The organism is Paenibacillus sp. H1-7 (assembly GCF_022354825.1).
Taxonomy (GTDB): Bacteria; Bacillota; Bacilli; order Paenibacillales; family NBRC-103111; genus Paenibacillus_S.
Window position 1 is genome coordinate 2,553,291 of the sequence record NZ_CP031168.1, and the last position, 26,114, is coordinate 2,579,404.

Genomic DNA, 26,114 nt, shown 5'->3' on the forward strand with positions numbered 1-26,114 from the left:
GCCCCATCGCCCGCGAATTGCCGACATGCGCAGCTTGGCTGCATGGCGGCAGGTTGAGCCCGGCGCGCGGACGGCGGGATGGGTTTGCCGCTGCGCGCTCGGGGAGTGGCTCTACGCGGTGCGACGCCTCCGTAAGTCGGAAAAACCGACTTACAGCCCGCTCGCGTGCGTGAAACCCTGCTGTAAGACGGAAAAACCGTCTTACAGCACGCCAAAGCCCGGCTCCACGCGGTGTAACGCTTCTGTAAGTCGGAAAAACCGACTTACAGGCCGCTCGCGTGCGTGAAACCCAGCTGTAAGACGGAAAAACCGTCTTACCGCATGCCAAAGCCCATCTCCACGCGGTGCGACGCCTCCGTAAGTCGGAAAAACCGACTTACAGGCCGCTCGCGTGCGTGAAACCCAGCTGTAAGACGGAAAAACCGTCTTACCGCATGCCAAGCCCGTCTCCACGCGGTGCGACGCCTCCGTAAGTCGGAAAAAAAGACTTACAGACCGCTCGCGTGCGTGAAACCCTGCTGTAAGACGGAAATACCTTCTTACAGCACGCAAAAGCCCATCTACACGCGGTGTGACGCCTCCGTAAGTCGGAAAAACCGACTTACAGCCCGCTCCCGCGCGTGAAACCCTGCTGTAAGACGGAAAAACCGTCTTACCGCTCGCCAAAGTCCGGCTCTACGCGGTGCCTCGCCTCCGTAAGTCGGAAAAACCGACTTACAGGCCGCTCGCGTGCGTGAAACCCTGCAGTAAGACGGAAAAACCGTCTTACCGCATGCCAAAGCCCGTCTCCACGCGATGTGACGCCTCCCTAAGTCGGATAAACCGACTTACAGCCCGCTCGCGTGCGTGAAACCCAGCTGTAAGACGGAAAAACCGTCTTACAGCTCGCCAAACCCCGTCTCCGCGCCTCCGTAAGTCTGAAACCGACTTACACCCCGCTCCCCCGCGCCCGCCCGCTTGACACGCACAAACTTTTCCAGTATAACTTATTTTAAACAATGGGTTATACAAGGAATATTGATGATTGGGAGAGTAATCCTGACGTGCAGTCGCAGCGAGCCGGGGATAGTGGAAGCCGGTACGGATGTCACGGATGAAACGGACCCAGGAAATGATTTGCCGAAAATTGCAGCAATTAGGCAAATCCGGTTGAGCACCGTTATAACGGCAAAGTGGTAAAACCGTACGGTTTTGCACATGGAGTGGTACCGCGGGAACTAACAGCTCTCGTCTCTAATTGGAGACGGGAGCTTTTTGCATTTCACAGACTAAGGAGGGAATTGTCATGATGTTGAATGAACTGATCGCCCAACAGCTGGAACACGGCATGCAGGAGCTGCTCAATGCCTCCGAAACGGCACGGCCCGAGGGGCTCCGAATCGTCATCGAGCATCCGGCGAACAAGGAGCACGGCGATTACAGCACGAATATGGCCATGCTGCTGGCCAAGCCGCTTAAGAGGGCGCCTGCCGCCATTGCTCAAGAGCTGATATCGAAGCTGCAGCAGCCGGCCATCCGTTCTCTGATCAGTCGCATGGAAGTGGCGGGACCGGGATTTATCAATCTGTATGTCGATTGGAGCCGGTGGGCCACGCAAGCTGACGAGCTGGAGCTGCATGTCGGCTCATCGTCCGATAAGGTGGTTATTGAACATACGTCTATCAATCCCAATAAATCGGCGCACATCGGACATTTAAGAAATTCTTGTATCGGAGATACGTTGGCGCGGCTGATGCGAAGGACCGGCTACCAGGTCGAAGTGCATAATTACATCGACGATTTGGGCAATCAGCTTGCGGATACGGTAGTGGGTATACATCGTACAACGATAGAAGGAGATTATCCTCGTTTCGGTGACTTTTGCTGGGATGTGTATGCCGAAGTCAACAAAGCGTACAAGGAACAGCCGGATTTACAATTGGAGCGTACCCGCGTGCTGCATGAGCTGGAAAAAGGCGGCTCGAGCATAGCCTGGACAGGACTGCTCGTGGCGGAGCGAATCGTTAAAGAGCATGTGGAGGAAATGAAGCAGTTCGGCATTGGGTACGACGTGCTCGTGTGGGAAAGTAATATAGTCAGAGAGGGCTTCTGGTCGAGCGCCTTTGCGCTGCTTAAAGAGACGCCGGTTTTCGTTCAGGAGACCGAAGGGAAGCTGGAAGGCTGCTGGGTACTTAAGCAGGAGGAGCAACAAGGTGAGGCTGCGGAGTTTCATGCCGAGAAAGTGCTTGTGAGATCCAACGGCATTCTGACCTACACCGCCAAAGATATCGCATACCATCTATGGAAATTCGGGCTGCTCGACAAAGATTTCCGCTACCAAAAGTTCGCCGAAGGCCTTTATACAACGGATCCCAAGGGCCGCAAAAAGAACCTCGGCCGAGCCGACACGGTCATTAACGTGATTGACCATAGGCAGGAATATCCGCAAGCGATGGTCAAGCAAGCTTTGCTGGCACTGGGTTATGACAAGCAGGCGGAGCGGCTGAAGCATGTCAGCTACGGGGTTGTTTCCTTAAGCCGCGACACGGCGGAAAGTCTTGGCGTCGATGTCAGCGATGGAAAACATTCTTACCCGATGTCGGGAAGGCAAGGAATCGGTGTTAAGATTGCAGATTTTCTCGCTCATATGGAGCAGGTCATCGATTCAAAGCGGTCTCGGAAGAAGGCGGGATTATCGAGCCGCGCGATAGCTGCGGCCGCAGTGCGATACTATTTGCTCCGGTTTCACCTGCAGACCGAGGTGGTCTTCGATCTGGCCCAGGCAACCGAAATTTCCGGGAATACAGGAGTGTATTTGTTATATTCGTACGCAAGAGCGTGCAGCATATTAGCCAAAATGAAAGAAGATACCGGAAGCCGGAATAATGATGAACGGGAAGGCTTCGCCGGCTTGAACGAGCAAGAATCCGCCCTGCTAAGGCAGCTTGCTTATTGGCCGGAAACGCTGGACATAGCGGCAAAGGAGCTCGCGCCGAATATGATATGCTCTTATGCGCATGAGCTGGCTACGCTGTTCAATCATTTTTATGCGACATGCCCGATTTGGAAGGCGGATAGCGCAAAGAGGGATTCCAGGCTCTGGATCACGAGCCGCTTCAAGGATACGCTGCAAGATGCTTTGCAAATATTGGGCTTGCCTGCGCCGCGGACCATGTAATAGACTTTGATTTCGGATGCAGGCCGGATTCGGTTAAAGATATAAGTTTGTCCGCTTGCTTCTAGCACAATGGACAACTTTTGGCTGAAACATTGGCTAACTGTCCATCGTAGAGTATAGTGATACTTATATAACAGACAAGGAGGTGAATCCATTGATCGAAATCCAGGATGTCGTCGTGCACGAGCTGCTCCCCTATTTATTTTCTATCGGTATCATCTGCTCGCTCGGCTATGTTTATGCGGCCTTTGTACACAGAGGATTAACGGAAAGCCGGTTCCGGCATAACGCGGTATGGATCGTGCACGTTCCGTTACCCAAGCAGGCGCTTGGCAGAAGAACGATGCATCATTGGCTGGCAAGGAAAGTGAAGCGCAAAGAAGCGCCGGAGGGTGATTCGGACGACTACGCTTCCTCGTTTGGACATATTCAGCTAACCAAACGAGGAGGATTACAATGGAAAAGAACAATGGATTCACCCGATTTACCAAATACGGCTTTTTTGCAGCGATTGCCGCGTTAATTATTTTAACCGGATGCGGTGCAACAGGCCCGAGCGCCACTATCGACGCCAATACGCCAGGCTTCTTTAATCACTATATCGTCTATCCCTTTTCGTATTTGATACAGCACATCGCTTCTTTCTTCGATGGAAGCTATGGGCTTGCCTTGATCATATTGACGCTGATTGTGAGAATTGCCTTATTCCCTCTTATGATGAGACAATACCGCAGCCAGCATATGATGAAGCAAAAGATGAATGCCCTTCAGCCGGAATTGAAGGAGCTTCAGGAGAAATACAAGGGTCAGGATTCGGCCGAAGCCAAAGCCAAAATGCAGCAGGAAACGCTCCAGCTGTATCAAAAGCATCAGGTCAATCCGCTAGCGGTCGGATGTCTGCCAGCACTCATTCAGCTGCCGATCCTGTCGGGAGTATACTATGCGATCAAAATGACGCCGGAGCTCGCGGACCATTCATTTCTGTGGTTTCAGCTCGGCTCGCCGGACTTCATTCTGCCATTCGTTGCGGCTGCAGTCTATTATGTGCAGTTTCGCGTCTCACTTATCGGTACGGATCCGGCACAGCAAGGTCAGATGAAGATCTTCGGCTATCTTTCCCCGATTATGATGGGGATCTTCTCCTTCAGCGCCCCGGCCGCTTTGCCGTTGTACTGGGCTGTCGGCGGAATCTTCGTTCTGCTGCAAACGCTGCTTGCCAAACGGCTTTATTCCGTACAGGAACAGCCTCTGACGCCGGAAAATCAGAACGGCTGATCCTAAAACGTATTGAAATGAAACAAAGGACGGTCCCTATTATAGAGGCCGTCCTTTTTACCGTATCGCAAGTCGTCAGTCAGGAGGTGATGAAAGCCCCTCCGTTGACATGAATCGTTTCGCCCGTTACAAAACGGGAATCGTCGCTAGCCAAGTACACATAAGCCGGCGCGAGCTCGAACGGCTGGCCTGCCCGTTTCATGGCCGTGTCGGAGCCGAACCGGGAAACCTCCTCTGCCGAATAGCTGGAGACGATAAGAGGCGTCCAGATCGGGCCGGGTGCCACTGCGTTGACACGGATCTGTTGATCAACCAGAGACATCGACAGAGAGCGGGTGAACGTTACGATGGCACCTTTTGTCGAGGAATAGTCGATAAGCTCTTTACTTCCCTGATAAGCCGTGATGGAAGCCGTATTGATGATGGAGCTGCCTGCTTTGAGGTGGGGAAGGGCGGCCTGCGTCATGAAGAAGAAGGAAAAAATATTCGTTTGGAACGTATGAAGAAGCTGCTCCTCGGAAATATTCAAAATGCTTTGCTGGGGATACTGTACCCCTATATTGTTGACCAGCACATCCAGTTTGCCGAAAGCTTGCAGCGTCTGTGAAACGACCTGGGCGCTTTGCGACTTGTGGCGCAAATCGGTCTTGATGGCGAGGCACCGCCGGCCCAGCTGTTCGATTCGCTGCTTCGTTTCGTCCGCATCGGGAACCTCATATAAATAGACGATTACGACGTCGGCGCCTTCTTTTGCAAAAGCAATGGATGTCGCGCGCCCGATCCCGCTGTCTCCTCCGGTAACGATAGCGACTTTGTTCGCCAGCTTACCGCTTCCTTTATACTCAGGATTTTCAAACAAAGGGCGCGGATTCATCAGATATTCCAAGCCGGGCTGCTGATTTTGGTGCTGCGGCGGAAACGTTATCGGCTGTTCTTCGCACACCATTTCTTTACTGTAATAGGGATATCCAGGATACGGATTCATAGCGTCCTCCCGTAAAATAGGTCATTATCACGGGATAGTGTATGCGCGATTACAGCATGGGGTGCACAAGATGCCTTCTGTTACAGCTCGATCCAAAACCGTTTGACGACATTTCCGTCCTCTTCTACAAAGTCGGTATCGGGTATGCCGCCGTTTCTTAAAATGGTCCGCGCGGACGAAATATTGTCTTCATCGCACACGACCAACGCTTTTGCAACGCCAAAACGCCTTAGTTGATCAAGAGCAAGGGCCAGCAGCTCGGTTGCATAGCCTTTCCGCCGTTCGGACGGCCGGATGCCGTACCCGATATGGCCGCCGCTTTGCAGCAGCTTCTCCGTCAGCTTGTGCCGTATATTCACGACCCCAATGACAGTACGATCTTCGTCAACAAGCCAGTAGGTTGAATCGGGTACCCGTCCCTCGGGTAAGCGTTCGCCCCTCTCACTATCCAGAAGATTCTGCACCATCGCTGCAAAATCACTTGGATCCGCCCGGATTACATACGGAATCATCGTCTCGCCGCTGTCCTGCCACTCCCGGTAAAACGACTTGTACTCCTTTTCCAGCTCCACTGCAGGTCGTACTAACGATACTTTCTTGTTCATACAAATCCCTCCGGAATGTTGGATATACTGCAATCCGGTTCCCAGTATTATACAGCAATCAGGCCAACGCACAAGAGGTTATTTTCGCCGCTTATCTTATGATTGTGCAAATAAGCATCAACTTTGGACATTCCTATGAGCAGCTTGCTGGCTTATAATTACGTTGAAAACGTTTTAATAGGAGGGGCAGCGATGATTCCAAAGTTTAACGATGCAAGAGACGTTTTTTTCGAACGGCGGTTCGGCATGTTCGTTCATTGGGGATTGTATGCGATTCCAGGCTGGCATGAGCAGCTTTTGTGGCGGGGATCGGTGAAACGGAAAGAGTACGAGCAGCTGATACATCAGTTTAACCCGATCGACTTCGACCCCGACGCGTGGCTTGATCTGGCCGAAGAAGCAGGCATGCAATATATTTGCTTCACGACCAAGCATCATGACGGCTTTTGCATGTGGGATACGTCGCACACGGACTACAATGTTATGAATACGCCGTACGGCAAAGATATTTTGGGGATGCTGGCGGAAGCTTGTCATCGGAGAAATTTCCCTCTCAGCTTGTATTACTCCTGCCCGGATTGGCATCACCCGAATTATCCTAATCAGGGCCGTCATCATGAAATGTTCGGGCCAAGACCCGGCGACGATCCGGATATCGACAAATATTACATGTTCGTTAGGAATCAGCTGGAAGAGCTGCTCACGAAATACGGCAAAATATATCAGCTGTTCTGGGACGTGAATGTGGCGGAGCATTACGATCCAAGCATCAACGAGTGGATTCGTTCCGTCCAGCCCGGTATCTTGATCAACGACCGCGGACCAGGCAAAGGGGATTACAATACGCCGGAGCGCCATGTGCCCGAAGGGGGAGCCTTCAGCAAGCCGACGGAGGCGTGCCAGTCTTTGGGACGTGAAAGCTGGGGTTACCGGGAAGATGAGGATTACTACAGCAACAAATTTATTATGCAGAGCATCGATAAAATTTTGGCAATGGGCGGCAATTACTTGCTGAACGTCGGCCCGAAGCCGGACGGTACGATTGCGGAGGAAAATGTGACGGCCCTGCGCACAATCGGAGCATGGTACAAGTCGGTGAAGGAAGCCTTCGAAGACACGGTGCCTGCATCCGATATGGCCGGCAAAGATGAAATTGTCATGGCGGGCTCTCAGCATAGAGTCGAACGGGATCATGTTCTTCTTACGCGTAAAGGTAACGACCTGTACGTGCATTTGTACCGCGATACGCAGAGTAATGCAGTAGTGTTAAAGCCGCTAAATGTCGCTCCCCGCAGAGCCGTGCTGCTGAATAACGGTCAGGAGCTCCCGTTCAGCGTCGATTTGCTCCCGTGGTATTGGAGAGAGCGGCCGTATCTCCGCATCCGGAATTTGCCTGTGAACGAGCTGACAGATACGGTTATGGTAATCAAGCTGGAATTTGACGACAACGTTGCTGAATAGGCATCTGTCGGAACTAGAAACCGTTAATGAAGGAGTTATATTAGATGAGCCAATTGACATTGTCCGGTCCGGTACTGAACGCAAAGCTGGATCATCCGCTGCTGTGTACGGAAATAGGAGAGCCTGCTGCGCTGCCGATAGGGGAACGATACCCTGCGCTGCATATTGAACCTCTTTATGATGGAACGATTTCGGCAGTACTCATAGCGGGGAAGGAACGCCAGGTTGTGGCTGCCGGGGCAGCTGCGGCGGCAGGAACTCCGGTCGTTTTGCAGCCTGAAGGCAAGCTGGAAACGATGGGTACATACCGTTATGACATCACGTTTACGGCCGAATCTCTTTCCACGGTTTTTTTAACGGTATATTTTACAGCTGCCCCGCAGGAAATGATGTCACAATTGCAGCCGGTATTTCTCGGGAAGGAAGGCAAGCTTGTATACGTTCCCGACTGTTTCGGGAATACAATCCCCGATTTCTCGGGTACCGGCTATAGGGGCGGTGGAGTACGCCTTCCGGAAGTTCCGGTACAAGTCGAATTGGAAGCGCCGGAAGGGGATGCTGGCGCTTTGATTCAAGCGGCTATCGACAAAGTGGCTGCAATGCCTGCGGATGGGCAAGGATTTCGCGGTACCGTGCTGCTGAAGAAAGGAGTTTACCGGATTGAAGGGAGTATCTCCATCCGTACCGGTGGCATTGTGCTTCGCGGCGAAGGAACGGATGAGTCGGGAACCGTACTGTTAGGTACGGGCGATACGAGACGGACGCTCGTCATCATTGAAGGCGAATCCGGAGCCGTACCGGTCGACAATACCGAAACGGACATCGCCGATCTGTATGTGCCGGTTGGTGCGAGAAGCTTCCGGGTGAATTCGGCGTACCGTTTTCAGGTCGGGGATTCCGTGTTAATCAAAAGACGCGGGAACGAAGCATTCATACAAGAGATCAGTATGGACCGGATCCTCCAGCGGCCGACCGATCCGAACAGCACGAAGCAATGGCAGCCCTTCGATCTGCTGTTCGATAGGGTGATAACAGAAATCGATGGCAACCGGATTACGGTTGACGCTCCGATTACTTGTCCGATCGAGAGCCGATGGGGCGGCGGTACGATAGCGCTTTATACGGATGACGGCCGGATCCAGAACGTCGGCGTCGAAAATCTACGCGGCCGTTCGGAATTCGATCCGACGGTTACGGTGGAGGAAGAAGGCACGATTCATTATGTAGATGAGAATCATGCCGGTAATTTCATCACCTTCCACAATGTGAAGAACGGCTGGGTTCGCGATTTTACAGCGGCGAATTTCGGATTCGATGTCGCCACGGTGAAGTCGGGCTCCAAATGGATCACGATCCAGGACGGTGCCAACGAGAGCATGGTCAGCGTAGTCACCGGCGGCCGGCGCTCCCCGTTCAGCGCGAACGGCCAGTGCTGCTTGTTCCAGCGGCTGACATCGCGGGAGGATCGCCATGCTTTTGTACTAGGCGCCAGAGTTTGCGGCCCGAATGTGTTTCTGCATTGCTCCACAAGCGAATGGTATAACACGATTGAGCCGCATCAGCGCTGGTCGGTCGGCGGGCTATTCGATAATGTCGGAGGCTCCATCGCCATTCAGGATAGGCAATATTACGGAAGCGGCCACGGCTGGTCCGGCGCGTTCTATACTGCCTGGAACACCAGCGGGGAGCTGGTGGTGCAGAAGCCGCCTACCGCGCAAAATTGGTCATTCGGCCATGTAGGCGCCAAAGGCAAAGAAGCATTTCCTCCGCGCGAGCAAGGTGCCTGGATTTCGCTTGGACAGCATGTCGAGCCGCAGAGCTTATATTTGCAGCAGCTGAAAGAAAGACTCGGCGAAGCTGCCGTGGAGCATATCCGCTAGTCCGGTATTACTTGCATAATCCGTTTGCTGTAGGATGCCATGACCCCTGTTATTAGCCGTGCAATGCGGCTTGACGCTTGAAGTGATCTTCCACTACGAGGCACGCCATCGCTTCGATGACCGGAACGATACGAGGGCAAATGCAGGGGTCGTGCCGTCCTTCGGTGCGGATTGTTTGCTCTTCTCCGGTTACGCGAATCGTTTGCTGCGGTATGGAGATAGAGGAGGTCGGCTTCACCGCAACCCGGAATACAATTTCGTTCCCTGTACTGATCCCCCCTAATATTCCTCCCGAGTGGTTGGTCAGAAACCCCGAAGCATCCATCTGATCATTATGCTCGCTGCCCAGCATGCCCGCTGCGGCGAATCCTGTCCCGAATTCAATCCCTTTTACGGCGCCGATGGACAGCATTCCCTTCGCAAGATCAGCGTCAAGCTTATCGAATACAGGCTCGCCCAAGCCGGGAACGACCCCTCGGATTCTGCATTCGACAATCCCTCCACAGCTATCGCCTATAGCCGCCAGCGATTCAATTTTTTCAATCATCAAGGCAGCGGCTTCCGGATCGCAGGCGCGTACCGCATTGCGCTCGATCTCGTCTTCCACGTATTGTTTGCACTTAATTCCGCCTATTTCTTTGGTATAGGCCACAACACTGACGCCTCTTCGCTCCAACAGCTTGCGGGCTACCGCTCCGGCAGCTACTCTCGATGCAGTCTCTCTTCCGGAAGCTCTTCCGCTGCCCCGATGGTCGCGGATGCCGTATTTTTGCAAATAGGTATAATCGGCATGGCCTGGACGAAAGGAATGCTGGATGTCGTTGTAGGCTTCCGGCCGCATGTCTTGATTGTACAAGATGATAAAAAGCGGCGTTCCCGTCGTCTTCCCTTCGAACATGCCGGATAAAATATGCACCTTGTCATATTCCTTGCGCGGTGTCGTAACGGAGGATTGACCTGGTTTTCTCCGATCCATCTGGATTTGAATGTATGCCTCGTCCAGCTCGACCCCAGGCGTTACGCCGTCGATGACGACCCCGACCGCTTCTCCGTGGGATTCTCCGAATGTCGTTATTTTGAATCGTTCTCCGAAGCTGCTTCCTGCCATAATAAAGTTCCTCCTAAATCGAGATGTTGTACGGTTATTATAGTGCCTGTAATGATATAGATGAAATATCATTTTCATTACATAGACATAGATTGAATCTATGCCAAAACATTCTCCAAAGCTTACATCGGAGAAACCGGTGGAACCAATAACAAGTTCACCTCATAACTAATGTTAGGATAATTAACATTTTTAAAGGATTCGATTTAGATCAATTCATACTATTAACCTTCGAATTGATTGGAAACCGCTTTATTGACGAACATTCGTATTAATTTACACCAGTAATGTCCGTGTTAATAAAAATAAAATTAAAAAAACACCGCAAATTTATAAAAAACCTATTGAAATATTCGTTGTTTACATGTAAATTGAAAAAACAAACACAAATGTCATATAACTTAACATTAATAACTAAATTCATTTGTGATTGATCTCCGTTTCAAGTGCTCTACGAATTTTGTGTCACATAACATGACGTTAGGATGGAGTGGATGAGAATGAGAAAGAAACTGGTGTTAATCGGGAACGGGATGGCCGGCGTGAATGCAATCGAGCAGCTGATTAAGCTGGCACCGAATGAATATGAAATCACGGTGTTCGGCAGCGAGCCGCATCCGAACTATAATCGGATTTTGTTATCCTCCGTGCTCGCAGGGGATGCGGACATTCAAGATATTGTGATCAATAACTGGGACTGGTACAAGGATAACGGGATCACGCTTCATGCCGGACATACGGTAAGCAGCATCGACACCAAGAAGAAAATCGTCAAGACCGACAGTGGAATTTCCGCTTCCTACGACGATCTGATCATTGCTACCGGATCGCTGCCATTTATGCTTCCGTTGCCGGGTGCAGATAAAGAAGGGGTTATCGCCTTCCGGGATATTAAAGACTGCGAAACGATGCTGGAAGCTTCCAAGAAATATAAGAAGGCCGTTGTTATCGGCGGAGGCTTGCTCGGGCTTGAAGCGGCCCGCGGACTTAGAAACTTGAACATGGATGTATCGGTGGTACACATATTCAAATATTTGATGGAGCGCCAATTGGACGAAACGGCTTCGCACATGCTGCAATCCGAGCTGGAGAAGCAAGGAATGAGGTTTTTACTCGAGAAGAACACCGACTCCATTTTGGGTAAAAAACGGGTTACCGGCGTTCGCTTCAAAGACGGAACCGAAGTGGAAGCGGATTTGGTCGTCATGGCGGTAGGCATCCGGCCCAATGTCGCTCTGGCCAAAGATAACGGCATCGAAGTGAACCGCGGTATCGTAGTCAACGATTATATGGAGACCAATATCCCGCATGTGTATTCGGTCGGGGAGTGCGCGGAGCATCGGGGCATCGCATATGGTCTCGTAGCTCCGTTGTATGAGCAAGGCAGCGAATTGGCCAAACGGCTGGCAGGCGTTCCGTCAGCAGGCTATCAAGGCTCCGTCGTATCAACGAAGCTGAAGGTTTCGGGAGTCAACGTGTTCTCCGCAGGGCGATTTACGGACGGCCCGGACACGCGCTCGGTCCGAGTTCAGGACGATTTCGAAGGCATTTATAAAAAAGTCGTCATCAAGGACGGCAAAGTCATCGGCTCCGTTCTGTTTGGAGATACAAGTGACGGCTCCAAGCTGTTCGCCATGATACGAAACGGCGAAGACGTAAGCGGGAAAGAAAAGCAGGTGTTGCTGGGAGACAGCGCCGGAGGCAAAGCGTTATCCGGTATCGACTATGTCGCCTCCTTACCTGACAGCGAGATTATTTGCGGATGTAACGGCGTATCGAAAGGAACGATTGTCGGCGCCATTCAAGAAAAGGGCTGTGCCAGCGTCAACGATATTAAAGCGTGTACCAAAGCTTCCGGATCGTGCGGCGGCTGCAAGCCGTTAGTGGCCGATCTGCTTACGCTGACTTTGGGAGCGGATGGAGTGAAGACGGTTAAAGAAGGAATTTGCGGCTGCACCGAGCACAGCAGGGACGAAGTGGTCGAAGCCATCCGCAGTATGCATTTGACGACGACCAAAGAAGTGATGAACGTGATGAACTGGCACAACGAAGAAGGCTGCTCCAAATGCCGTCCTGCGCTGAACTATTACTTGGGCATGATCTGGCCGGAGGAGCACGCGGACGAAAGAGAATCCCGATTCGTGAACGAACGGAACCATGCGAACATTCAGAAGGACGGAACATATTCGGTCGTACCGCGAATTTACGGCGGTGTCACCTCTCCACAAGCGCTGAAGCGGATTGCCGAAGTCGCCGAGAAATACGACGTGCCGATGGTGAAGTTTACCGGCGGCCAAAGGCTCGATCTGCTGGGTGTGAAAAAAGAAGATTTGCCGGGGATGTGGGCCGATCTCGATATGCCGTCGGGCTACGCTTATGGGAAGGCATTAAGGACCGTTAAAACATGCGTAGGCTCCACCTTCTGCCGATTCGGTACGCAGGATTCCATTGCCATGGGCATTGAGCTCGAAAAACGTTTTGAACGGCTAAACACTCCTGCCAAAGTAAAGCTGGCCGTATCCGGTTGTCCGCGTAACTGCGCCGAGTCTACGATCAAGGATTTCGGGGTCGTTGCGATTGATGGCGGCTGGGAGCTGCATGTCGGCGGTAACGGCGGCGTCAAGGTTCGGGCGACGGATTTGCTGTGCAAGGTCAAGACGGAGGAAGAAGTCATCGAATGGGCGGGCGCCTTCCTGCAGTACTACCGCGAGCAAGCAAAATGGAATGAACGGACCAGCGAATGGGTACAGCGTGTAGGAGTCGATTCCATCTTGGCTGCGCTAGAGAAGAAGGAAGACCGCGAAGCTCTTGTAGCCCGAATCGAGAAAACGCTCAGCCTCACGACAGACCCTTGGAAGGAAATTATCGAGAAGGATGAGCTTCGTAAAACGTTTGAGATGCTGAATACACAACAGCTGACACCTATACAGAACTAATCGACGTCAAGGCTGCAATTACGGTCTACCAAGCTTTCGGATACGATACAGGAGGGAAACCTATATGAAACGGATCATTGTTGCTCATCAATCGGAAATTACGGAAAGAAGGTCGCGAATCATTCACGTGAATGGTGTGGAAATTGCCATCTTCAAGCTGTCCGGCGGGGAGCTAAGAGCGATAGAGAATCTTTGCCCGCACAAAAACGGCAAGCTGTCTGAAGGGATCGTCTGCGATCATCATGTGTTTTGTCCGCTGCACGATTGGAAAATCAATCTCGACAACGGGCTTGTGCAAGCGCCGGATGAAGGCTGCGTCAGAGCGTTCCAGCTTGAAATCGACGAGCAGACAGGAAATGTCATCCTGCTCTTTGATAACGCTGAGCATTTGGCTTCCTAACTTCCGTTGGGTCCGTGGAAAGGAGCTGAGTACCATGGATTATGTAAAACCGGAGCAAGTGCTGGAACAAATGATCCAATCCGGTGTAAACAAAGCGCAATTATCTATAAAAGATTTATTGATCCGGGGATTTCTGGGAGGCGCGATATTGGCCTTTGCCACGACATTGGCGTTTACCGCTACGGCACAAACCAAACTGGGGCTCGTAGGAGCCCTCGTGTTCCCGGTAGGCTTCGTCATGATTGTCCTGCTCGGGCTCGAGCTTGTAACCGGCAGCTTCGCACTCATCCCTTTAGCCGTACTTAACAAGCGCGTATCGGTAGGGAAGATGCTGAACAATTTTTTGTGGGTGATTGTCGGTCATCTTCTCGGCTGTATCGCCTACGCTCTGCTCTTTTATGCGGCGGTTACCAATTATGGGCATATCGGCGACAATGCGGTCATTCAAACGATTATAAAAACAGCCGAAACCAAAACGAACGGTTACTCCAGCATCGGTATGGACGGCATGATCGCCGTATTTGCCAAAGCGGTGCTCTGCAACTGGATGGTGACGCTCGGTGCCGTCATGGCCATGACCTCCCAGTCGACCATGGGCAAGATTGCCGCCATGTGGCTGCCCATTCTCACGTTTTTCGCCCAGGGCTTCGAGCATGCTGTAGTCAATATGTTCGTCATTCCGGCAGGAATGATGTACGGCGCCAATGTCACCTTCGGAGGCTGGTGGCTGTGGAATCAGCTGCCGGTACTGCTCGGCAATTTTGTCGGAGGCGTCTTGTTTACGGGATTGTTCCTGTATTTTACCCATAGGAAAAAGGACGCCGCAGCCTTATCCAATCAATCGAAAGCGGCTTAATGCATATTACAAGTTGAGGTGAAACCGTATGGAGACGAGTAGAGGCAAGGTGTTTTTTATAGGAGCCGGACCGGGTGACCCCGATCTGATAACGGTCAAAGGATTACGGTGCATTCAGACATCCGAGGTTATCGTGTACGACCGTTTGGCCAATCCCGAGCTGCTGAAGCATGCTCGTCCCGATGCGGAATTCATATATTGCGGCAAGACCCCCAATCATCATGTGATCCCACAGGAACAAATCAATGAGCTGCTCGTGGCGAAGGCGCTGGAAGGGAAAACCGTGGCACGGCTGAAGGGCGGGGATCCCTGTGTATTCGGCCGAGTAGGGGAAGAGGCGGAAACGCTGGTCGACCACGGGATTCCGTTCGAGATCGTACCGGGCATTACGTCGGGTATTGCAGCGCCTGCCTATGCCGGCATTCCGGTTACGCAGCGCAAGGTCGCTACGACGTTCACGATGGTGACCGGCCATTTATGCCAGGACGATACGATTCCTCCGGAGAAGTGGCATGCACTGGCTACGGGTACGGACACGATTGCTTTTTATATGGGCATGAGCAATATCGCCTACTTGTGCGAACAGCTTATCAGCTATGGAAAAAGTGCCGCTACTCCGGTTGCCGTCGTATCTTGGGGGACCAGCGGCAAGCAGAGAACGGTCACCGGGGCACTCGATACGATTGCCCGGATCGTGCAAGAGCACAGCATTCCGAACCCTGCGATCATTTTAATAGGAGAGGTGGTTCGCTTAAGGGATAAGCTGGCTTGGTTTGCGGAGGAAGGCTTGGAGCGGGTTGAAACCGTTGTTTGATCTTGTATGTACAGAGACACGAAGACCTTGCGGTACATTCTTTTTGATAGAATGTATTGCTAGGTCTTTTTTCTCAATTTCTTTAGAAAAATATAGAAGATATTTGGATGAATTTACAGTACAATGGGAAAAGTGTGGAATTTATTCCTATTAATTGTGGAGGTAGAAACGAGTGGGAGAGCTTCGAAGAGAGATTTCCAAATTGCTGGTAGGTACGATGCTATTGTCTCAGCTGCTGCTGGCTTTTTGGGGTGTGACGGATTCCGGGGGGAACCGCGCATTCGCGGCGGAAATGCCGGGCAGCTCTGCGGAAGGGCAAGTGACCGGTACGCCGAAAGAAAGTGCCGCCGATACGGGACTAACTGACATTAGCGGGTCTTATGCGGCAAAAGAAATTGTAGCGCTGTACGAAGCCGGTATTGTATCCGGTTACGGGGAAGGACGGTTCGCGCCGGAACAGTCGATGACTCGGGCCGAGCTTGCCAAAATCATCGTACTCTCCTTAGGACTCAAGGAGGAGCCGCAGGGGGCTGATCGCTTCCAAGATATCGCCCAGGACAGCTGGTATCGGGGATTTGTCGGAGCACTTGTTACATCTGGAATAACGGACGGCACGTCGGAGAATGCATTTTCTCCGGCTGAGAAGGTGACGCGGGAGCAATTGGTCGTCTTTTTCCTGCGGGCTATGGGATTGCAGTCTGTGTTGGATAAGGCCTCGAGTTCGAGTAAAGCAGCTTTCACCGACTGGGAGCAGATCGCTGACTGGGCAAAACCAAGCGTCTGGTTAGCCAATCAAATCGGCTTTGTTCAAGGGATAGATAACGGTAACGGGAGTTTGCGGTTTGAGCCTTCTGCCGCAGCGCAAAGACAAGCGTTGGCAAGACTCGCTTATGAGTTCCATACGAAACGCCAGCAGTACGTCGATGCTGCACAAAAGCTCGTTGCAGAACCGGTTAAAGAAGAGCCCAAGAAAGAAGAAACGCCAATCATCTGCTGTGCAGGTGGAGGCGGTGGCGGTGGTGGAGGAGGCTCCAGCTCTGGAGGAGGAAATTCCGCTGGTTCCCCGCTTAATAAGCCAGGTACGATCAATGGAGATGCTGCTATAACCTCCTCCGGTACCTATGGGCCTTCCGATGGACAAGAAGGTGTGAAGGTTTCCGGTACCCTGGTCGTTAACCCTGGGGCTAACGGAGAAGTAACGCTGCAAAACGTAACCGCGGCCAAAATCGAGGTTCGCTCGGGCTCTGCCAATACGATAAGAGTAAGGAATGTTCGATCCGATGTGCTTTTGGTAAAAGCGAATCAACAAACGAGTGGAGTTCGGATCTTATCTTTGGACGGCACCTCCATCACAAACACGGAGATAGACTCCCAAGCGGTCGTTGAACAGGAAGCGGGAAGTTTGGGAGCGATCCGAATTACACAGGGAGCGGCTGATCAGACCGTTACGTTAAGAGGGACATTCAGCGGAGAAGTAAGCGTTGATGCTACGGGCGTACGATTATCGGTTGGTTCAACCTCCAGCGGCAAATCATCCAGTATCCAAAGGGTAAGCTTGAAGTCAAACGCAAGCCTTAATGTGGCCGAGAACAATTCCATTCAATCTGTATCCGTATCTCAGAATGGAATACACGTAGCGTTAGCAGGAAGAGGTAGCTACGGAATCGTAAATAGCGCTAACGTGCAAGGTGTGACGGCTAACATTCAGACCGATACGATATCCTTATTGAGCCTGGACAATGCAATTATCAAGCTGGAAGGAAAGCCGGAATCGTTCACCAAGACTGCAGCGGAGTATACCGGTTCCAGTCACATCGAAGCGGATGCCGCTGTCAGGGAAGCGTTGAAAAAATCAACGGTCGCCAAAATTATTGCGACAATAGATTCCATTGGCGATAGTAAAGAATATTCCTCCGAGCTGGAGCAGCTTATCCAAAGAATTTACCGGATGATTGCGGCTGCATACGATCTGGGGGCGACAGAGAGCGATATCTCTAATTATCCAAAGCTCAAGGAAAAGGAGCTTGATTCAGCAAAGGCGGCACTTGAGGAGGCAAAGCAGCTTTTGCAAATCATGTATAAGCCGGGAGATACGGCGGATCATGTGACGCAAAATATTACGCTTCCGACCTCAGGGGTAGGAAATAGCTCGATTAGCTGGGAATTAAGCGATTCCCAATACTTGACCCTGGCAGGTATCGTAACACGTCCGGCAGCCGGCGAAGCCGATCATGTTGTGAAGCTTACGGCAACCCTATCCAGCAAAGGAATGTCCGTTTATAAGCTCTTTAGCATTACGATAAAAGCTTTGCCATCCTTGGGAACCGAGCCTACGAATACGCCAACCGTGCTCAGTAGCGTCTACTCGGATGCAGCCTGGATAACGGTAATGACGGAAGCCAACGCCAAAGTGGTTGTAACGGATCAGCAAGGCGGACTGGCGGGCAAAGGGACTTCCCGTAACGACGGCAGCCTCGTTGTGCCGCTGCGCAAGCAGCTGACAAGTAACGAGCAGCTGTTTATCGTGGCCGAAGGAAGCGGCAAGCTTCCGAGCGCCGCAGCAACCGTTATGGTCCAGCGAGCGGATACACCGACCGTCATTACGGCCATGCCGGAATTGATTGAAGAGATATACGAGGGTACATCTACTCTGCAAGTATTTACCTTTGAGCCGTCCGTTGTTTGGCTGCAGCTTGCTGACGGCACGGTACTGGATGCCAAGTTTTATGAGAGGAATCACTATTATTCGGGCAGCTATCCCACCTTCACTAGTAGTCAGAGTAGCGGCAGCGGCGGCGGTGGTGGTGGTTTCGGAGGATACTATGGTGGGGGTGGTCTACTTGGACCAAACTCTGATTTAATTTCTTTGGATATTCCGTTAACTGTAGGCCAGCAGGTTGAGGTAATCGGCAGAAGCAATGGCAAGAAGCCTAGCGGCACTGTCTCAAAAACGGTGAAAGCAAGTGAAGGGAAGACATTTGTGCCCAAGGTTCTTGGAAAGATCTATGAAGGAGATTCCTACTTGCAAGTGGAAGCGGAACGCCGAGCAGATGTGAGTGTAGTTGCCGATAATGTGGAGCAGCTCGATAAAGAAGTCATTTACACAAACGAATCGACAGTTGTCTACCGCATCCGCATAGTTGGGCAGAAAGCCGGAGACCAGGTTAGGATTATCGCCAAGTCCCCGGGGAAATCAGCAACAGAGATAACAGAGACGGTTGTAGAAGGCAGTGAGCCGTCCCCCAAGCCATTTGTTTACAAAGAAATTGTAAAAGATTGGACAACGAGATGGGAGATTACCGGGCTGGCATCCCGTCATGCGATCGTGCATATAAAGGATAGCCAAAATAAGCTCATATACACAGAGGAAGCCAAAGACAATGTCTTACAACACGGTTATTGGACATTCGCGTATGAATACAGTTACGATTCAAAAGCTCCATTAGAAACACTTTATGTAACAACTATTGAGCATGGTAAAAAAGAAAGTGAGCCTATTCCAATAAACGTAAGAAGAAAAAAAGCAGCATTCTCCAATGAGGACCAAACCGCCTTCCAAACTCAGAAGCCAATGGTACGATCGGGCCGACTTTACCCGTTTGGCGGGACTTTAATCTTCGATTCTTGGCCAGCCAATAGAAAGCTTACATTTACTACGTCAGCAGGTATAACCATTGCAGAAATCATTTTAAAATCTAATGAGACAAAAGTTGAACTTGACATCCCTTCGTGGATTGCTTTGCAGGAAAAAGATCTGATTTATATTACAGCAAAACTAGAGGAACAGTCTGTTAGTGTACCTGTAATTATTCCGGTAGAATCATTATCAAATCAAACAATTATACATAGTGTAATTGCTCAGTTTGACGGTTATGAGATGACGATCGGCGGAAACTTACTGCCAGGAACGACTGTATTAATAAAAAAAGCCGACGACGGAAAGGTCATTTTGGGACCAATCGAGCCTGCTTATGATGGTTTCCGCTTTACAATTTCAGAGGAGGTCATCGGACTTAGTGCAGATGAACGCTTGGAAGTAACAGCTGTACATTATAATCGTACAGCTACGGTGTATACACGTATTCCGAAAAATGTAGTGAAAACTGCAGTTGTATCACCTCAAGTTCTTTTCTATGACAACGGGGCTATCGTTAATTTCAATCCTGGCATAATCCGAGCGGTCATTAAAAATGAACAGGGGCAAATTATTTCAAGGGCCTGGGATGACGCTTATTTCATTAACAGTAACCAATTTACTCAGCAAATGACAATGTATGTCCAAGAGTATGGCAAACTGTTTAGTGATCCAATTCCCGTTTCCGTCCAGCATGTTCAAGGAACAAGCATGGCCCCTGATAATGTGCTCCCACCTAATGAAGAGCACAGTCCATTGATCGGTCAACAAAAAGGATACTATCGGGCAGTCGTTCGAAATCAGGAAAAGGAAATTGTCGGTTCAACCCATTCAAAGAATGAAAATGTATTCTACATCGATTCCTATTTCCTCCCTCTACGTGGGGATGAAATCTTGGATGTCAGCATCAGCGAGGTAGGTAAGAGTGAGAATGAACCAGTCAAGATTAAGGTAGGAAAGAGTTTGATTAGTGAAGCTCCAACAGTTGAAGGCAGCGTGTATAGCGAGGGTGAATACGTCTATGTTAAAGCTCGCTACGGTACGGTTATCATAACAGACGATGATGGATATTTAGTTGCTCATGCTCAAAGTCCAGGAATTCCAGATGAAATGGCCATCCGAATTAATGGCTCATTAAAGGAAGGGACGAAACTTCACTTCCAGCTCAAGACTGGCGGCATGCTATTAAGTCCTAAAACATCAGAAACCATCCTTTCCTCGCCTTATACTGATAAACCGTCTGTAACTGGTGCCGTTTACGATATTCCGAGTGGCGAAGTGACTGTATCGGCGGAAAAAGCAGCCACTATATACTTAAAAAAACAAGATGGCACAATTATTGGGAAGGGATCCATTGACTTTGGAGAACCTAAGTCCATTTCGTATAATGGCGAACAACTGGTGGCAGGAGAAGAGATCCTTGTAACAGCAAAAGCAAGTGGGAAGAAAGAAAGCTTGCCAACCCCAATGACCGTTCAGGAAGCACTACTTACCAAAACTCCTAGTGTAACAGGTACTGTAAATTCGGAATCGTACTCTATTAGCGGTATTACTGAGGCAGGCGCGTTGGTTAAGATCGTAAACTCTATGGGACAGGAAATGTATGATCCGAGATATGCAGATTCTCTTGGGCAATTTACTCTGTATGTACGGGGTACTCTACCTACGAATGACAAGATCTATCTTATTGCCAAAGTTCCGGGTAAAAAAGATAGCATTCCGTACCTTATTCCGGTATTGGAAGCTCCGCTAACGAATATACCTACAATAAATGGAGTAATTTATTCCGAGTCGCGCACTATCACCGGCTATGCGGAATCGAATGCGCGGGTCAGATTATTAAACGCTTCCGGACAGGAAATAACCTACAGCCAGGCGCAAAATGACGGACAGTTTACATTGTATATTTCTGAAGGCTGGATACCCTTAGATGGGACGTTGAAACTATTAGCAAAGGTTCCAGATAAAAAAGAAAGCTTGCCGTATCCTATTCAAGTTGTGAAATCTCCAAAAGCAGCTATACCAACCGTGAATGGGGCAGTGTATGAAGATGGTATTAACATCACCTGGACACTGAACCCCTATAATAACCTTAAGTTTAAAACAATGACAGAAGGTACAATGATTTACCCGGAGTATTATGATGGCTTAAATGGTTATTATTTTGTAATTCACTATGGAGATTTTGCACTGGGAACTCAAGTAGCGGTAACTTCCAAACCATTAGGATGGTCTGAAAGCGATCCGGCCATTCTTACCGTAAAGCCTGTTTCCGGAAAGACATCGCTACCGACGGTTACGGGAAGCGTGTACCAAAGTTTTAGCAGTTTAAATGTTAAAACCGAACCATTTACTATGATTACCATATACACCCCAGCCGGAAAATATTATCAGCTAATTTCAGATTATTGGGGGAACGCATACGTGAATCTTTCATACTACCCCAATTTCCCTCTTAACCAAGAAATAAGCATTACTGCAGACGCTATCGGCAAAGCGGAGAGCGACCCTGTTCGAATTTATGTAAAGCCCAATCCATAATGGATTACAACATGGTCTCCCGGTCACATCCGAAAACATCCGGTCTAAGCCCTTTAAGCTTAACCGGATGTTTTTGCTATTTCACGGATCACAATGAACAAAATCAATAGAACAGCTCCTGCACCGACGGCAAGCCAATCGTTGCGGGTGAAAGCAAGCGATGGACGAGCAGAGGGACCGCTCCGTTTGAATTTATACCCTCTGGCTTCCAGGACTAGTGCCATATCCTCAGCCTGCTTCATCATAGATAATAGAAGCGGGATCATAAATCCGGGAGTATCTCTCAATCTTATAGAACCGGGCTTCACATTCGACTTGCCCCTCGATTTTACGATAAGCGACATTCGATCCATATCCTTGCCGATCAGGGGAATGAATCTCAGCAGTAGCGATGCCGAGAACGTAAAGATCGATATGGGAATGCGCAGGAACCGTTCCAGAGGTGATAAGGCTTGCTCCAGCCCCCGCTGCATCGCCGAAGCATTGGTCGTGACCAGGAAGGCCACACCTGCCACCAGCACGATCAGAAATACAACCAGCTGTTGAAACGTACGAGATGCCGATGGGAAAGAGAAGGATACTTCCTTCCAGGACCACCACGAATCGCCGACGGTAATTTGTAACCCGGATATAAGGCTCGAAATAACAATGAAGAGAAAGAATGCTTTGCTTGCCCGGCTGACGGTACGATAGGAAGCGCTGGAAATCCTTATCATTGCGAAGGCCAGTACGGCCGAAAGAGCAATGCCGATCCATCCATTCTGCAGCAGCATGCCCGCCGATACAGCCATATAGAACAACCATTTGGCGATAGGGTGCAGCTGAAGAAGGCCTGCTTTGACCGGCGTTAGGCCAGGTTCGGCTGTACATGCAGGATCTTCAGGATTAGTCTCTTTAGCAGCAATGTTTTCGGCCATGCATCGGCTCTCTGTCACGCCATCATTGGATTTTACATCCAATTCCGATTCATTCGCCCGAACGGGGTTTGGCGAATTCTTCTGCCGCAAGGCCTGAACAATGGCACTTGCCGTTGCCTCTGGTGTCAGGGGAGATCCTGCAACGACGATCCCGCGCTGCTGCAGCTCCCGGGCAATCACGGCTGATGCCGGCAGCCCGACATGAGCTTCCAGCAGCACGTCCGAATAATCGTGCAGCTCCTCCGGAGCAAAGACGGCGCGGATGCAGCCGTCCCGCATCACGACTACACGATCAGCTGCCGGAAGAAAGGCGTCGAGATCGTGGCTGGCAATGACGACGCCTCCTCCTGACTGCTCCCGATGCTCTCTGACGGCACGGAGCAGCGGAGGAATCCCTTGAGGATCGATGCCTGCCGTAGGCTCGTCCAACAGCAGCCAGGCAGGCCGGGTTGCGAGAGTCGTAGCCAGAGCCGCTTTTCGTTTCCACCCGTCGGAAAGGGTGAACACCGACTCTTGAACGATCGACTCCGGCAGCTCCAACTGCCGGACGGTTTCGCGCACTCTGTCTTCGGCCGCTTGCCGCTTCAGCCGGAATGGCCGCAAGGAATAGGCGAATTCCTTGCGGACGCTATCCGCGAACAGCTGCCGCTCCGGATATTGGAATACGTTGCCGGACTGCAGCAGCAGAGCCTCATTGACCCGATTCCCGTCCCACAGCAGCTTGTCTCCGTATCGGATAGCACCCGCATTTATGGGCAGAAGCCCGGAGAGTATGTGCAGCAGCGTGCTCTTGCCGGAGCCGGTCCGACCAACAACCAGCGTAACGCTCCCTTGCTCGAATTCGTGACTGATGTCGCGCAGAATGGGTGTACTTCCGTTTTTGCCCGCCATAACGCTGACATGCTCCATGACGATTCTCACAGCTCGCTCACCGCCTTGCTCAGCTGCTCGGGAGTAAGCGGAGGAGGGTTCAGTATGTATCCCTGCTCGAACAGCTGCTGTACAACCCGGACGGTATAAGGCGGCGTAAAGCCAAGCTGCTCGCAGCTGCTCCGTTCACCGGATTGCGGACGCTGGAAGAAAAATTCGCGCGGTGTTCCGTCGAAGACAAGGCGGCCGTCCTCCATGCCGACGACCCGATCGGTGTCCGCTAATTCATCGAGAAGCTGTGTAATCCAGATGATCGTTTTGCCTTCCCTGTGCAGCTTTCCTGCAATAGACAGGATCGTTTGCCGCGACATCGGATCCAGCATGGAAGTCGCTTCGTCGAAAATATATATGGTCGGCTCCACAACCAGACAGCCTGCGATGGCGAGCAGCTGCTTTTGCCCGCCTGATAAGGTTGAGGCAGGGGCATGGATGCGGTTGGCAAGCCCTACTTTATCCAGAGCTTCCGCAGCTCTGGCCGGCATTTGCTCCTCGCTTACACCGTAGTTCTCCATGACGAAGCACAAGTCCTCATACACCGTTTCCCCAATGATAGAGGTGTCGGGATTTTGAAATACAAGCTGAACCGGGGGCTGACCTTCAGCCGTTAATGAAACGGTTCCGGATGTAGGGGATTGCAATCCGGCCATGACTTTAGCAAGGGTGCTTTTGCCGCAGCCGTTGGATCCGACCAACGCGATCCACTCGCCTTCATGTATTTGAAGGTCAACCGGATGCAGTACGGTTCGGGGCCCATCCGCCGTATCCAATGTCAGGGCCGCCTGATTCAGCTTCAGAATGCCATTTGTACTCATACAAATTTCTCTTTTCTAACCGAATGGTTTGTGCTAGAATGCAATTGTCAACTTCGAACAACGATATTAGGTTAACAAATAAAAGGAGCTATGGCAATGAAAAAAATTTCAGTAAGAGGCATGGCGTTCAGTGCGCTATTCGGAGCGCTGTTTGTCGCATCCAGCTATTTGAACATTCATTTAGGTTTTACTCCGGTTCCGATCTCATTGCAAAATTTGGCTGTTATGCTAGCCGGAGCTATTTTAGGACCATTGTACGGGTTTTGCAGCATTGCGCTTGTCGTTGTGTTAACCGCACTCGGTATTCCTCTGCTTCACGGCAGCGGCGGATTAACACTGCTGTTAGGCCCGACCGGAGGTTTTATTTGGATGTATCCATTCGCGGCATTGCTGATCGGTTGGTTCGTGCAGCGCGTCAAAGGCAGAAGCCTCGTATCCTTAGTACTCGTTTTCATTATCATGGAGGTTTTCGGCTCCTTGCTGCTGTACATAACGGGTGTTCCTTGGCTGGCACATAAAGCGGGAGTATCTTTGCAGAAAGCGATGGTACTAGGCTGCTATCCATACTTGCCCGGAGATGCGGTGAAAGCGGCGCTTGCCGCCATTATTCTTATCCCTGTGAGGCAGGTATTCCCGATTTCGAGGATAACAGGGGGCAAGACGGCTAGTCAAACGTTGAACTCTTAATAAGCATGCAAAAAGGAGCTGTACATTCCAATATGTGCAGCTCCCTTTTTCGTCCAATGGATACTTCGAAGTAAACAGACAAAAAAGAGCTCTTCTGAGAGGCTCCGTATGAGCAAAGGTCGATTCATTCGTTATTTGCAGTTTCTAAGCTTTAATTTTGCGGTTACGCCCGCATGATCGGACGGCCATAGTCTTGTTCGGGTTCGGTCGCGTTGGGCCTCTCCTACTACCGCAGCTTTAACAGCCTTCCAGTTGCTCCTTTTCTTGAACAAAATCAAATCGATTCTCCTGTTCAAATGAGACACGGCGTTTAACAAATCGGCATCTTGGCAGCAAGTAAATCCGTTGCCCTTGCCGACATGCGTCCATGCATCCTGAAAGCCTGCGGAAGTGAGATTACCGTAGGTTGCTGTTCCGCTGCCATCGGCGTTCGAATTAAAGTCTCCCAGCAATATAACCGGACGTTTGGCTGCAGCCGGACCTGTAAGCAGCTCGTTTGCTTGAGCGACCTGTACCTCTGGAGAATCGGGTTCGAGATGAGTATTGATGAGTCGGAATATGCCGCGCCGAACCTTTACATCAATGGCCGACCAGCCTCTTAGGATGGGAATCGTCTGCCCCCCGACATCTATCTCCACATTGGTCTTGAAGTTGGCTTCCTGCTTTCGGACTACCTTGAATCTCCTTGTCTTGCGAACTAAAATGACATCTCGGTCCGTTAAACGAATCAGGTTCCCGGAGCTGCTTGGCAGAGCCGCCGATAAGTTCCGGTTTTGCGCCGCTACGGTATACCGCATTCCTTTGCGTCTTAATTCACGAAGTAAAATGGTCAAAAAGTTGTACACGACCTTGCTCGAATTAGGCGGAATCAACTCCCATTTCGCGACCTCCTGCAATCCGATAATATCGGGGGCTTTAAGGGCAATTTGGCGGGCGAGAGCCTTCGCGCGTAACGGGAAATTAGTAGCGAGAAACTGCTGGAAAACTTCTGTGACACGCTCCGGAATTTGGTCGGGAGCCGTTGCCGTTAGCAGGGGTGTCAGCTCCGCGCCGATATAAATATTCCACGTCATGAATGAAAGAGGCTTCAAAATAAATCACTACTTTCTGGATAAT

General features: G+C 50.8%; 17 protein-coding genes and 1 other annotated feature. Of the genes, 11 read left to right on the forward strand and 6 right to left on the reverse strand.

The features are described from left to right. The first annotated feature begins 1,011 nt into the window (after positions 1-1,011). Positions 1,012-1,238 (forward strand) — a binding site (T-box leader). 50 nt (positions 1,239-1,288) lie between these two features. The 3 genes from DVH26_RS11485 to yidC all read left to right on the forward strand — a co-directional run bounded on the left by DVH26_RS11485 (position 1,289) and on the right by yidC (position 4,432). After that, entirely contained in the window at positions 1,289-3,157 is a 1,869-nt protein-coding gene (locus DVH26_RS11485) for an arginine--tRNA ligase (RefSeq protein WP_239635340.1), read from the forward strand. A gap of 154 nt (positions 3,158-3,311) precedes the next feature. Further along, positions 3,312-3,680, forward strand: coding sequence for a hypothetical protein (locus tag DVH26_RS11490; RefSeq protein WP_239633821.1), 369 nt, complete (start codon positions 3,312-3,314; stop codon positions 3,678-3,680). Then, entirely contained in the window at positions 3,614-4,432 is an 819-nt protein-coding gene (gene yidC, locus DVH26_RS11495; RefSeq protein ID WP_239633822.1) for a membrane protein insertase YidC, read from the forward strand. Before DVH26_RS11490 ends, yidC begins: the two co-directional genes overlap by 67 nt. A 79-nt stretch (positions 4,433-4,511) precedes the next feature. Here yidC and DVH26_RS11500 read toward each other — a convergent pair whose 3' ends face one another. Both DVH26_RS11500 and DVH26_RS11505 read right to left on the reverse strand, forming a co-directional pair. Next, the gene (locus tag DVH26_RS11500; protein WP_239633823.1) at positions 4,512-5,417 is read right to left on the reverse strand and encodes an SDR family oxidoreductase; all 906 of its coding nucleotides are present in this window, start codon (positions 5,415-5,417) and stop codon (positions 4,512-4,514) included. An 80-nt stretch (positions 5,418-5,497) separates the two neighbouring features. Next, the gene (locus DVH26_RS11505; protein WP_239633824.1) at positions 5,498-6,022 is read right to left on the reverse strand and encodes a GNAT family N-acetyltransferase; all 525 of its coding nucleotides are present in this window, start codon (positions 6,020-6,022) and stop codon (positions 5,498-5,500) included. A 192-nt stretch (positions 6,023-6,214) separates the two neighbouring features. Here DVH26_RS11505 and DVH26_RS11510 point away from each other — a divergent pair, with 192 nt between their 5' ends. Together DVH26_RS11510 and DVH26_RS11515 are read left to right on the forward strand one after the other, a co-directional pair. Continuing rightward, positions 6,215-7,483, forward strand: coding sequence for an alpha-L-fucosidase (locus DVH26_RS11510; RefSeq protein ID WP_239633825.1), 1,269 nt, complete (start codon positions 6,215-6,217; stop codon positions 7,481-7,483). Between the two features lie 44 nt (positions 7,484-7,527). Continuing rightward, on the forward strand, positions 7,528-9,363 hold the full coding sequence (locus DVH26_RS11515; protein ID WP_239633826.1) for a hypothetical protein: 1,836 nt from the start codon (positions 7,528-7,530) through the stop codon (positions 9,361-9,363). 52 nt (positions 9,364-9,415) lie between these two features. On the opposite strand, the gene aroC is transcribed toward DVH26_RS11515, so the two are convergent. Further along, positions 9,416-10,471 carry a chorismate synthase gene (gene aroC, locus DVH26_RS11520; RefSeq protein ID WP_239633827.1) on the reverse strand — a complete coding sequence of 352 codons (1,056 nt, stop codon included), beginning with the start codon at positions 10,469-10,471 and terminating at the stop codon, positions 9,416-9,418. 500 nt (positions 10,472-10,971) lie between these two features. On the opposite strand from aroC, the gene nirB reads away from it, so the two are divergent. The 5 genes from nirB to DVH26_RS11545 all read left to right on the forward strand — a co-directional run bounded on the left by nirB (position 10,972) and on the right by DVH26_RS11545 (position 21,652). Further along, the gene (nirB, locus tag DVH26_RS11525; protein ID WP_239633828.1) at positions 10,972-13,407 is read left to right on the forward strand and encodes a nitrite reductase large subunit NirB; all 2,436 of its coding nucleotides are present in this window, start codon (positions 10,972-10,974) and stop codon (positions 13,405-13,407) included. A gap of 64 nt (positions 13,408-13,471) precedes the next feature. Then, positions 13,472-13,807 (forward strand): nitrite reductase small subunit NirD, encoded by a 336-nt coding sequence (gene nirD, locus DVH26_RS11530; RefSeq protein WP_239633829.1) that lies wholly within the window; start codon positions 13,472-13,474, stop codon positions 13,805-13,807. 34 nt (positions 13,808-13,841) lie between these two features. Next, positions 13,842-14,663: a formate/nitrite transporter family protein gene (locus tag DVH26_RS11535; protein WP_239633830.1), complete on the forward strand. Its 822-nt coding sequence runs from the start codon at positions 13,842-13,844 to the stop codon at positions 14,661-14,663. A gap of 28 nt (positions 14,664-14,691) precedes the next feature. After that, positions 14,692-15,477 (forward strand): uroporphyrinogen-III C-methyltransferase, encoded by a 786-nt coding sequence (gene cobA, locus DVH26_RS11540; protein WP_239633831.1) that lies wholly within the window; start codon positions 14,692-14,694, stop codon positions 15,475-15,477. Between the two features lie 172 nt (positions 15,478-15,649). Then, positions 15,650-21,652: an S-layer homology domain-containing protein gene (locus tag DVH26_RS11545; RefSeq protein WP_239633832.1), complete on the forward strand. Its 6,003-nt coding sequence runs from the start codon at positions 15,650-15,652 to the stop codon at positions 21,650-21,652. Positions 21,653-21,711: 59 nt separating this feature from the next. On the opposite strand, the gene DVH26_RS11550 is transcribed toward DVH26_RS11545, so the two are convergent. Next, positions 21,712-23,490, reverse strand: coding sequence for an ATP-binding cassette domain-containing protein (locus tag DVH26_RS11550; protein ID WP_239633833.1), 1,779 nt, complete (start codon positions 23,488-23,490; stop codon positions 21,712-21,714). Next, the gene (locus DVH26_RS11555; protein WP_239633834.1) at positions 23,487-24,311 is read right to left on the reverse strand and encodes an energy-coupling factor ABC transporter ATP-binding protein; all 825 of its coding nucleotides are present in this window, start codon (positions 24,309-24,311) and stop codon (positions 23,487-23,489) included. The genes DVH26_RS11550 and DVH26_RS11555 overlap by 4 nt, the downstream gene beginning before the upstream one ends. A 90-nt stretch (positions 24,312-24,401) precedes the next feature. On the opposite strand from DVH26_RS11555, the gene DVH26_RS11560 reads away from it, so the two are divergent. Then, on the forward strand, positions 24,402-24,998 hold the full coding sequence (locus DVH26_RS11560) for a biotin transporter BioY (RefSeq protein ID WP_379454332.1): 597 nt from the start codon (positions 24,402-24,404) through the stop codon (positions 24,996-24,998). Positions 24,999-25,129: 131 nt separating this feature from the next. Here the strand turns inward: DVH26_RS11560 and DVH26_RS11565 are convergent, their stop codons facing one another. After that, a complete protein-coding gene (locus DVH26_RS11565; protein WP_239633836.1) occupies positions 25,130-26,071 on the reverse strand; it encodes an endonuclease/exonuclease/phosphatase family protein in 942 nt (313 codons plus the stop codon). Positions 26,072-26,114: the final 43 nt, after the last annotated feature.